This window comes from Brevundimonas sp. EAKA (assembly GCF_000698025.1).
Taxonomy (GTDB): Bacteria; Pseudomonadota; Alphaproteobacteria; order Caulobacterales; family Caulobacteraceae; genus Brevundimonas; species Brevundimonas mediterranea_A.
Window position 1 is genome coordinate 1 of the sequence record NZ_JMQR01000120.1, and the last position, 8,863, is coordinate 8,863.

9 protein-coding genes are annotated in these 8,863 nt (G+C 69.1%); 4 read left to right on the forward strand and 5 right to left on the reverse strand.

Annotated features, from left to right (window positions below; translation table 11 throughout):
• Positions 1 to 302: 302 nt before the first annotated feature.
• On the reverse strand, positions 303 to 1,040 hold the full coding sequence (locus tag ER13_RS13975; RefSeq protein ID WP_008260933.1) for a glycosyltransferase family 2 protein: 738 nt from the start codon (positions 1,038 to 1,040) through the stop codon (positions 303 to 305).
• A 76-nt stretch (positions 1,041 to 1,116) separates the two neighbouring features.
• Here ER13_RS13975 and ER13_RS13980 point away from each other — a divergent pair, with 76 nt between their 5' ends.
• From ER13_RS13980 to ER13_RS13990, 3 genes are all read left to right on the forward strand, one after another.
• Entirely contained in the window at positions 1,117 to 2,805 is a 1,689-nt protein-coding gene (locus ER13_RS13980) for a glycosyltransferase family 39 protein (RefSeq protein ID WP_035310180.1), read from the forward strand.
• Complete coding sequence (locus ER13_RS13985; RefSeq protein ID WP_035310182.1) at positions 2,802 to 3,716, forward strand: hydroxymethylglutaryl-CoA lyase; 915 nt, start codon at positions 2,802 to 2,804, stop codon at positions 3,714 to 3,716. The genes ER13_RS13980 and ER13_RS13985 overlap by 4 nt, the downstream gene beginning before the upstream one ends.
• Positions 3,717 to 3,806: 90 nt before the next feature.
• Positions 3,807 to 4,229 carry a hypothetical protein gene (locus tag ER13_RS13990; RefSeq protein WP_008259054.1) on the forward strand — a complete coding sequence of 141 codons (423 nt, stop codon included), beginning with the start codon at positions 3,807 to 3,809 and terminating at the stop codon, positions 4,227 to 4,229.
• 224 nt (positions 4,230 to 4,453) lie between these two features.
• Here ER13_RS13990 and ER13_RS13995 read toward each other — a convergent pair whose 3' ends face one another.
• From ER13_RS13995 to ER13_RS14005, 3 genes are all read right to left on the reverse strand, one after another.
• On the reverse strand, positions 4,454 to 4,813 hold the full coding sequence (locus ER13_RS13995; RefSeq protein WP_035310184.1) for a hypothetical protein: 360 nt from the start codon (positions 4,811 to 4,813) through the stop codon (positions 4,454 to 4,456).
• Entirely contained in the window at positions 4,810 to 5,445 is a 636-nt protein-coding gene (gene phaR / locus ER13_RS14000; RefSeq protein ID WP_008261903.1) for a polyhydroxyalkanoate synthesis repressor PhaR, read from the reverse strand. The genes ER13_RS13995 and phaR overlap by 4 nt, the downstream gene beginning before the upstream one ends.
• A 103-nt stretch (positions 5,446 to 5,548) precedes the next feature.
• Entirely contained in the window at positions 5,549 to 6,262 is a 714-nt protein-coding gene (locus tag ER13_RS14005) for a hemolysin III family protein (protein WP_008261552.1), read from the reverse strand.
• Positions 6,263 to 6,419: 157 nt separating this feature from the next.
• On the opposite strand from ER13_RS14005, the gene ER13_RS14010 reads away from it, so the two are divergent.
• Entirely contained in the window at positions 6,420 to 7,595 is a 1,176-nt protein-coding gene (locus ER13_RS14010; RefSeq protein ID WP_035310186.1) for an acetyl-CoA C-acetyltransferase, read from the forward strand.
• 173 nt (positions 7,596 to 7,768) lie between these two features.
• Here ER13_RS14010 and htpX read toward each other — a convergent pair whose 3' ends face one another.
• The gene (gene htpX / locus ER13_RS14015; RefSeq protein ID WP_035310188.1) at positions 7,769 to 8,740 is read right to left on the reverse strand and encodes a zinc metalloprotease HtpX; all 972 of its coding nucleotides are present in this window, start codon (positions 8,738 to 8,740) and stop codon (positions 7,769 to 7,771) included.
• Positions 8,741 to 8,863: the final 123 nt, after the last annotated feature.

The window sequence follows — 8,863 nt, forward strand, 5'->3', positions numbered from 1 at the left end:
TGCAACTCCCCCGCGCCGGCGGCGCCTCAGGACGTCGCCGGAGGGTCGAGGGGGATACTCGGCCGCACTCGGGACGGTTCTTCGCAGGGACCGCCGACCCGTCGCAGGCTTATGGGGTTAGGCGATAAGACCGCCACCGCTCGGCGCCCCGAGCTTGCAGGCCAACCTTCCGCGCGGGGCGTCAAACCTTCGTCGAAACGGTATTTCTAGATCATACTCCGGGCGAAGGCCCGGCGCCCCGCCCAGCCCTCCGCTTCCAAAGGGCCTCCAACTCCGCCCAAGGGACGGAGCGTTTCGCCGTGTCAGAATTCCGAAATCGCGCCCGGACGGCGCGAGCGGGTCTTCAGCCACATGACGCCCAGCAGGTCCGAGAAGGAGGCCCGCAGACGGCCCCAGTTGGTGTATTTCGACTGGCCCGTCTCGCGGTGGCGGTGGTCGACGTCGAGATACTGGTTGCGGAACCCCTCGCGGATCATCAGGGCCGGCAGATAGCGATGGATGTGATCGAAATAGGGAAGGCGCAGGAAGACGTCGCGGCGGAAGGCCTTCAGGCCGCAGCCGGTGTCGTCGGCGTCGTCGCCCAGCAGGCGGCGGCGGATGCGGTTGGCCCAGATCGAGGCCTGGCGCTTGGCCTGGCTGTCCTGGCGCTTGGCGCGCCGGCCGCCGACCAGGCCCACATCGGCCGGCGCGGCCAGCAGAGCGTCGACCAGGCGCGGGGCGTCGGCCGGGGGGTTCTGGCCGTCGCCGTCCATGGTGACGACCACGGGGGCGCGGGCGGCCAGCACCCCGGTGCGGACCGCCCGGCTCTGGCCCGCATTGGTCCCGTGGGACAGGACCCGCAGGGCCGGCAGTTCGGCCATGGCGGCCCTCAGCTCCGACAGGGTCGCGTCCCTGGAGGCGTCGTCGACGAAGATCATCTCATAGGATCGGCCGGCGAAGGCGGCCGCGATCTCGCGGGCCAGGGGGACGGCGGCGCCCGCCTCGTCATGGACGGGCACGACGACGGAGATCAGAGGCGCAGGATTGTGTTCGGCGGTCATGGCCGCTCCATAGACGAGATCGACGGCTTAGGGGAGACGGCTGACGACGGGCCGGTCGCCGTGTAAGGAGTCTCTCATGAAGACTTTCGATCTGGATCGCCGCATCGCCGGCTGGAAGGGTCCGCTCCTGGCGGCCCTGCTGACGCTGATCGCCGGCCTGCCCGGCCTGCTGCTGCTGCCGCCACTGGACCGGGACGAGAGCCGCTTCGCCCAGGCCACGGCCCAGATGCTGGAGAGCGGCGACTATGTCGACATCCGCTTCCAGGACGAACCACGCTGGAAGAAGCCGGTCGGCATCTACTGGATGCAGGCCGCCGCCGTCGCCCTGACCTCGGACGTCGAGGATCGCGACATCGCCCCTTACCGGATTCCGTCGCTGCTGGGGGCCATGCTGGCCGCCTGGGCCGTGGCCTGGGCCGGGTCGGCCCTGCTGGGCGCCCGCGTCGGCTTCTTCGGCGGCGCGATCATGGGGGCCACCTTCCTGCTGTCGACCGAGGCGGGCATCGCCAAGACCGACGCCATGCTGTGCGGCACCACCACCCTGGCCATGGCGGCCCTGGCGCGGATCTATATGGCGACACGGGCCGGAGAACGGCCGATCCGGCCGCACAAGCTGCTGTTCTGGATCGGGGTCGGCCTGTCGATCCTGATCAAGGGGCCGATCGGGCTTCTGGTCATCGCCCTGGCCGTGATCGCCCTGTCGATCTGGGACCGGAACATCAAATGGCTGGCGCGCCTCGGCTGGGGCTGGGGCCTGCCCCTGGTCGCCCTGATGGTCGGACCCTGGGCCATCGCCATCACCATCGCCACCGACGGCGGCTTCTGGCGCGAAGCCATCGGCGGGGACCTGGCGCCCAAGATCGCCGGCGCCCACGAAAGCCATTCCGGCTTCCCCGGCCTGTATCTGCTGCTGGCCCCCCTGCTCTTCTTCCCCTCGACCCTGCTGCTGCCGGCGGCCGTCTCGACCGGTTGGAGCCGGCGGGCCGAGCCGGCGATCCGGTTCCTGGTCTGCTGGCTGGTTCCCGGCTGGCTGATGTTCGAACTGGCCCCGACCAAGCTGTGGCACTACACCCTGCCGACCTTCGGGGCGCTGGCCCTGCTGGCCGCCGCCGCCCTGGCGCGGCCCATCGGCAAGGTGTCGCGCATCACCGGCGCCGCCCTGGCCCTGTTCGCCGCCCTGCTGATCATCGGCGTCACCGTCTATGGGCTGACGGTCTACGGCACCTCGACGGCCCAGACCTGGGCCGCCCTGACCGTGGTCACCACCCTGGCCGCAGCCGCCGTGGGCGCCTTCCTGCTGCTGAACCGGGCCCCGGTCGCGGCCCTGGTCGCGTCCCTGGCATTCGGCATCGTGGCCCATGGCGCCCTGGCCGGGACCATCCGCCAGCTGCGCCCCCTGGCCATCGCGCCCCAGCTGGAGAAGACGCTGGAGGCCGCCGACCTGCATCCGCGCCAGGGCCGCACGCCCGGCCCGGTCGCCATCACCACCTATCATGAGCCCAGCTTCGTCTTCCTGACCGGCCGGGACACGGACCTGACCGACGCCGAAGGCGCCGCCCGCGCCCTGGCCGAGGGGCGGCCGGCCATCGTCGAGGCGCGCGACGCCGCCGCCTTCCGCGACGCCGCCGGACGACTGGGCGTGTCGGGCCGGGCCGTCGGGGTGGTGCGGGGCTACAACTATTCGGGCGGGGACGAGATGACCCTGACCGTCTATGCGCCGCCGCCTCGGCCCGGAACAGGCGATGACGCAGGCGAAGCCCCATGAGCCGGTTCATCCAGATCGTCGAAGTGGGGCCCCGCGACGGGCTGCAGAACGAGAAGGCCGTGCTGGAGCCCGCCGTCCGCGTCGATCTGGTGCGGCGGCTGGAAGCGGCCGGCGCGCGCCGGATCGAGGCCGTCTCCTTCGTCCATCCCAAATATGTGCCGCAGATGGCCGGCGCCGAAGAGGTGATGGCCGCCCTGCCGCACGCGGCGGGCCGCAGCCGCATCGGCCTGGTCCTGAACGGCAAGGGCTATGACCGGGCGCTGGCGACGGGGGTCGACGAGGTCAATGTCTCGGTCGCGGCCACCGACGGCTTCGGCCTGAAGAACCAGGGCCTGTCGGTCAAGGACCAGCTGGCCATGCTGGGCGAGATCGTCGCCCGTCGGCACAATGCGGCGGCGTCGGACGGCGCCCCGTCCCTGTCGGCCATGATCTCGTGCGTCTGGGGCTGTCCGTTCGAGGGCGAGGTCTCGGTGGATCAGGTGACGGACATGGTCGGGGCCCTGGCGGACCTGGGCGTGGCGGAGATCGGCCTGGCCGACACCATCGGCGCCGGCGATCCCTGGGCCGTGACGCGCAAGGTGGAGGCCGCCCGCAAGGCCGCGCCCGACGCTGTGCTGCGCCTGCATTTCCACGACACCCGCAACACCGGCCTGGCCAACGCCTACGCCGGGGTCGAGGCCGGGATCGATGTTCTGGACGCCTCGGTCGGCGGCATCGGCGGCTGTCCCTTCGCCCCGGGCGCCACCGGCAATATCGCCACCGAGGACCTGGTCTATATGCTGGCGCGCAGCGGATTCGAGACCGGCTATGATCTGGACGCCCTGATCGCCACGGCCCGCTGGATCGGCGAGGCCCTCGGCCGCCCGGCCCCGTCCGCCCTCAGCCGCGCGGGCGGCTTTCCCCGCCACTGAGGGCGCCGTCACACCTCCGGCGTGGCGAAACCGGTCAAATAGAGTTAATCAAGCTTAACAAGCGCAGCCGTTGCGCCGGGGAGGACCGCCATGCTGATCGCCATACCCCTGCTGCTGATCCCGGTGATCCTGTACAATATCGTCGTGCTGTTCGGCGCGCCGGGCGACATGGGCATGGCCCAGGCCGACGCCATTCTGCGCGATCCGATGTTCTCGATCCCGATGGCGTCCGGCGCCCAGTGGAATATCGGCTCGGGCGACCTGATCCTGTTCCTGGGCCTGATCCTGCTGTTCTTCGAGCTGATCAAGTCGACCTCCAGCCAGAAGGTCGCCATCGTCAATCACGCCCTGTCGATGGTCCTGTTCATCGTCGTTCTGGTCGAGTTCCTGCTGATCCGCGGCTTCGCCACCTCGACCTTCTTCCTGATCGTGGTGATGATCCTGCTGGACGTCCTGGCCGGCTTCATCGTCACCATCATCTCGTCCCGCAAGGACTTCGATCTCGGGAACTGACGGCTTGATCAGGCCTCAGGCCGCCCGACAGAGGGATGGGCCCCGTGCGGCCTCAAGCAGCCCGACAGGGCGATAGGCCCCTAAGAAAAAGCCGTGAAGATCAGGGCGACGACGGCGACGTCGAAAACCTTGGCGGCGAGATGAAGGGCGGGCATGGGCTGGTCCGAAAAGAGGCGTTCTGGCCCCGCCCCAGCAAACCCCGTGCCGCTCAGCCCCGGCGGCGGTCAGATGTCGGTCTTGGCCGCCCGGCCCAAGGGAGGACGCCGCTCCGCCTCGCCTGAATATTCGGCGCCCATATAGGCGGCGCGGGCCGCGCCCAGCACGGGGGGGCCGCCGCGCAGACCGCGCTTCTGGCCGCGCTGCCCCATCTGCTGGGCGACAAAGGCCGCCGCGCCGGGGTCGGCCGCCACATGGACGGCAGGTCTTGCCGGGGCGGTTTCGGGCTTGAACTCGGGTTCGGCGGGTTCGACCGGAACCAGGGCGCGAGACCTCTCCTGATCGGCCCGCCGCTCCCGTTCCCAGCGCTCGCCTTCGCGGCGATCGATCCGCTCGGGCCCGCCGACCGCTCCTATGCGCTCGGTCATTTCGCCTTCGACCCGCCCGCCAGACGATCGATCTGGGCGCGCATCTCGTCCATCTGGCGACGCATCTCGTCCAGGGCGTCGGGCGCCGCCGGAGCCCCGTCTCCGGTTTCCGTCGGCGCCGCCTGAGACGCCGTTTGGGACTCGGTCCGGGAATAGCCGAAGGCGGGGAACATCTGCATGGCCCGTTCGAACATGGCCATGTTCGCCTTGGCCGCCTCCTCCATCAGGGTCGCGCCCGATCCCGTGCCGAAGGCCCGGCTCATCTGACTGGCGAACTGTTCCTGCTGGCGGCCGAAATTGGCCAGCGACATCTCCAGGTAGGAGGGCAGAACCCCCTGCATGGAGCCGCCGTAAAAACCGATCAGCTGGCGCAGGAACTGCACCGGCAGCAGGGCTTCGCCCCGGCTCTCTTCCTCGAAGATGATCTGGGTCAGGATCTGACGGGTCAGGTCGTCATTGGTCTTGGCGTCATAGACGACGAACTCGGTCCCCTCGCGCACCATGGCGGCCAGGTCCTCCAGCGTCACATAGGCGCTGGTCCGCGTATTATAGAGCCTGCGGTTCGCATACTTCTTGATGACGACCTGGGCGCCGTCGCCGTGTTTTCCACCCTTGATCTTTTCGTCAGCCACGCTTGTTCTCGCGATGTTGCAACGCGTCACTATCCTCCGTTGCGACGCGATGCGCCAGAGGGGGGATTCGGCGACCTGAACACGCAGGGATCGGACGGATATCCTAGTGGCTCATCGCGGGGGCCAGGACGACGCCCACCAGAACCGCCGTCCAGTGGACGGTCGCGCCGGTGACGACGAAACCGTGCCAGATGGCCCGGCGGAAACGCACCTTGGGGCTGATGAAGACCAGGACCCCGGCGGTGTAGATCAGACCGCCGATCACCAGCAGAGCCAGGGCGACCGGATGAACCGTCTCGACCATGGGCTTGAGGGCGGCCACGGCCAGCCAGCCGAACACCACATAGACGCCGCTCCAGAACTTGTCGGAAATGCGCGGCGCGAACAGTTTCACCCCGGCGCCGACGAAGGCCAGGGTCCAGATCAGGGCGGTGAAACCGACCGACCACAGGCCTTCGAATCTCTGGGTGGTGAAGGGCGTATAACTGCCGGCGATCATCAGGAAGATGGCGGCCTCGTCGAGCCGTCGCAGCACAGGTCGCGCGGCGCAGGGCTTGGTCCAGTTGTAAATCGTCGAGGCGGTCAGCATGCCGACCAGACACAGGGCGTAGATGGCCGTGGCCATGACCCCGCCGATTCCGGCGTAGACTCCCGCCAGACCGGCCAGGATGACGCCCCCGACCGCCGCCAGCATCAGACCGACGACATGGACCCAGAGGTCTGCCAGTCTTTCGGCACGCGTCTGGTAGTGCTCGATCATGTCCAGCTCGTCCGGCGTGCAGACGTGGGCGGCGAAGCGTTTCAGCGTGCGGAGCATGGCCAATCAAATCCGGGATCGTCCGTATCGTTCCTCCAGAATGCGCCGACAGGGTGACGAATGACTGAATCTGCGGCGGTCTGTTTCGGCCACAGGTGACGAAGCCGCCGGGATGCGGCAAAACGGCAACTCATTATTCCGCATCGAGTGAAATCCCATGACCGAGGTCGTCATCGTCTCCGCCGCCCGCACGCCCGTCGGGTCCTTCCTGGGGGCCCTGTCCGCGCTGCCGGCGTCGAAACTGGGCGAGGTCGCCATTCGGGCGGCGCTGGAACGGGCGGGCGTGTCGGGCGAAGAGGTCGATGAGGTGATCCTGGGCCATGTGCTGCAGGCCGCCGCCGGACAGGGCCCGGCCCGTCAGGCCGCCGTCGGCGCCGGGGTGCGCCAGGCGGCGCCGGCCTGGAGCCTGAACCAGATCTGCGGCTCGGGCCTGCGCGCCGTCGCCATCGCCGCCCAGCAGATCGCGCTGGGCGATGCGAAGATCGTCGTCGCCGGCGGCCAGGAGAGCATGAGCCAGGCGCCGCACGCCCAGCAGCTTCGGGCCGGGCACAAGATGGGCGACGTCGCCCTGATCGACACCATGATCAAGGACGGGCTGTGGGACGCCTTCAACGGCTACCACATGGGCCAGACGGCCGAGAACATCGCCGACAAATGGGCCATCACCCGTGAGGCCCAGGACGAATTCGCCCTCGCCAGCCAGAACAAGGCCGAGGCGGCGCAAAACGCAGGTCGGTTCGACGCCGAGATCGTTCCGGTCGTCATTCCCGGCAAGAAGGGCGACGTCGTCGTCGACAAGGACGAATACATCCGCCACGGCGCGACCATCGAGCTGATGCAGAAACTGCGGCCTGCCTTCGCCAAGGCGGGCAGCGTCACCGCCGCCAACGCCTCGGGCCTGAACGACGGCGCCGCCGCCCTGGTGCTGATGAGCGCCGATGAGGCGAAGGCCCGCGGCCTGGAGCCCCTGGCCCGCATCGTCTCGTCCGCCACGGCCGGGGTCGATCCGGCGATCATGGGCACGGGGCCGATCCCCGCCTCGAAAAAGGCGCTGGAAAAGGCGGGCTGGACCGTGGCCGACCTGGATCTGGTGGAATCCAACGAGGCCTTCGCCGCCCAGAGCCTGTGCGTGGTCAAAGAACTGGGCCTCGACCCGGCCAAGGTGAACGTGAACGGCGGCGCCATCGCCATCGGCCATCCCATCGGCGCCTCGGGCGCCCGCATCCTGACCACCCTGCTGTTCGAGATGAAGCGGTCGGGCGCGAAAAAGGGCCTGGCGACCCTGTGCATCGGCGGCGGCATGGGCGTGGCCATGTGCGTGGAGCGGAGCTGAGCGGCCCTCTCCTTGATCCGTCGCCCTCGGGCCGGTCCCAAGGATGACGGGACTTGACGGTCGGGGTTTACGCGCCGAGCGCAGACGCGACATGCCCCCTGATTGGTCAGGCCTCCGTCTGAATGGATCCCCGCGCCGAGCGTACACGGCAAAGACGGGTCAAAACGCCGCGTTCAGCCCCAGGGGCCGCGCGGTTCGCCAGGGGTGTCGGGCACGCCGGTGGTCGCGCGACGTGGCGTGACGGGAACCGCCGAGACGGGCGGCGTCGCCGCCGCGCGGGGACGCACCCCCATCTTGGCGCCCAGCTCCGCCAGGGCGCGCACCCGGTTGACCGTGGCCGGATGGGTCGAGAACAGGTTGTCGGCGCCGCGTCCGGCCAGGGGGTTGATGATGAACATCTGGCCCGAGGCGGGATTGCGTTCGGCGGTCGGATTGTGGATCCGCTTGGCGTAGGCGTCGATCTTCTGCAGGGCCGAGGCCAGGGCCTGGGGGTCGCCGGCGATCTCGGCGCCGATACGGTCGGCCTCGTATTCGCGGCCGCGGCTGATCGCCATCTGCACCAGGCCGGCGGCCATGGGCGCCAGGATCATCAGGGCCAGGGTTCCGATGACGCCGCCCGGTCGCTCGCGGTCCTCGCCGCCGCCGAAGAACAGCGCGAAATTGGCCAGGGCGGCGATGGCGCCGGCGATGGTGGCGGTCACCGTCATGATCAGGGTGTCGCGGTTCTTCACATGGGCCAGTTCGTGCGCCATCACCCCGCGCACCTCCTCGCGCGTCAGCATGTCCAGCAGGCCGGTGGTGGCGCAGACGGCGGCCCGTTCCGGATTGCGGCCGGTGGCGAAGGCGTTGGGCTGGTCGCTGGGGATGATGGCGACCTGGGGCTGGGGCAGGCCGGCGTCGCGGGCCATCTGGCGCACGTCGGCGACATAGTTGCGCACCACCGCGTTCGGATGTTGCTCGTCGACCGGCTGGGCCCGGTACATCTTCAGCACAATCTTGTCGGCGTTCCAGTAGCTGAACAGGTTCATCCCGCCGGCGAACACCAGGGCCACGGCCATGCCCGTCGCGCCGCCGATCAGATAACCCACACCCCCGAACAGGGCGGTCAAGGCGGCCAGAAGGATGAAGGTCTTCAGATGGTTCATCGTCGTTCCATCCGCGATCATCCGGTTTTTCTGGTGTCGCGGCTTCAATCGACTATTTGAGGCCATGAGACGCCGCCCTCAAGGGAGCCGACCTGTGACCGAACATCCCACCCCCGAGGGGGC